General features: G+C 64.0%; 1 protein-coding gene. It reads right to left on the bottom strand.

Features of this window, described 5'->3' with window-relative positions; translation table 11 throughout:
• Positions 1-506, bottom strand: a 506-nt coding sequence (locus tag MKD38_RS30890) for a citrate/2-methylcitrate synthase (RefSeq protein WP_305882542.1), incomplete at both ends; no start/stop codon positions are given.

Raw genomic sequence — 506 nt, 5'->3', positions numbered from 1 at the left:
ATCGGCACGAACTTCAGGTTCTCCGGCCCGGTGTAGTTGGCGCTGGGGCGGATGATCTTGTTGTCGATGCGCTGCTCGATGATATGCGCGGCCCAGCCCGAGGTGCGCGAGATCACGAACAGCGGCGTGAACATCGCGGTGGGCACGCCCATCATGTGGTAGCTGACCGCGCTGAACCAGTCCAGGTTGGGGAACATCTTCTTGATGTCCCACATCACGGTTTCCAGGCGCTCGGCGATGTCGAACATCTTCATCGAGCCGGCATCCTTCGACAGCTTCTTCGCCACGTCCTTGATCACCTGGTTGCGCGGGTCGCCGGTGGTGTACACCGGGTGGCCGAAGCCGATCACGACCTCCTTGTTCTCGACGCGGCGGGTGATGTCGGCCTGGGCCTCGTCCGGGTTGTCGTAGCGCTTCTGGATCTCGAACGCGACCTCGTTGGCGCCGCCGTGCTTGGGGCCGCGCAGCGCGCCGATCGCGCCGGCGATCGACGAGTACATGTCGGA

Origin of the sequence: Cupriavidus sp. WGlv3, assembly GCF_023952475.1 — a bacterium.
In the GTDB taxonomy this organism is placed as follows: domain Bacteria; phylum Pseudomonadota; class Gammaproteobacteria; order Burkholderiales; family Burkholderiaceae; genus Cupriavidus; species Cupriavidus phytorum.
Note: the sequence above shows the minus strand (reverse complement) of the source record. Positions and strands in the feature narration are given on the sequence as shown.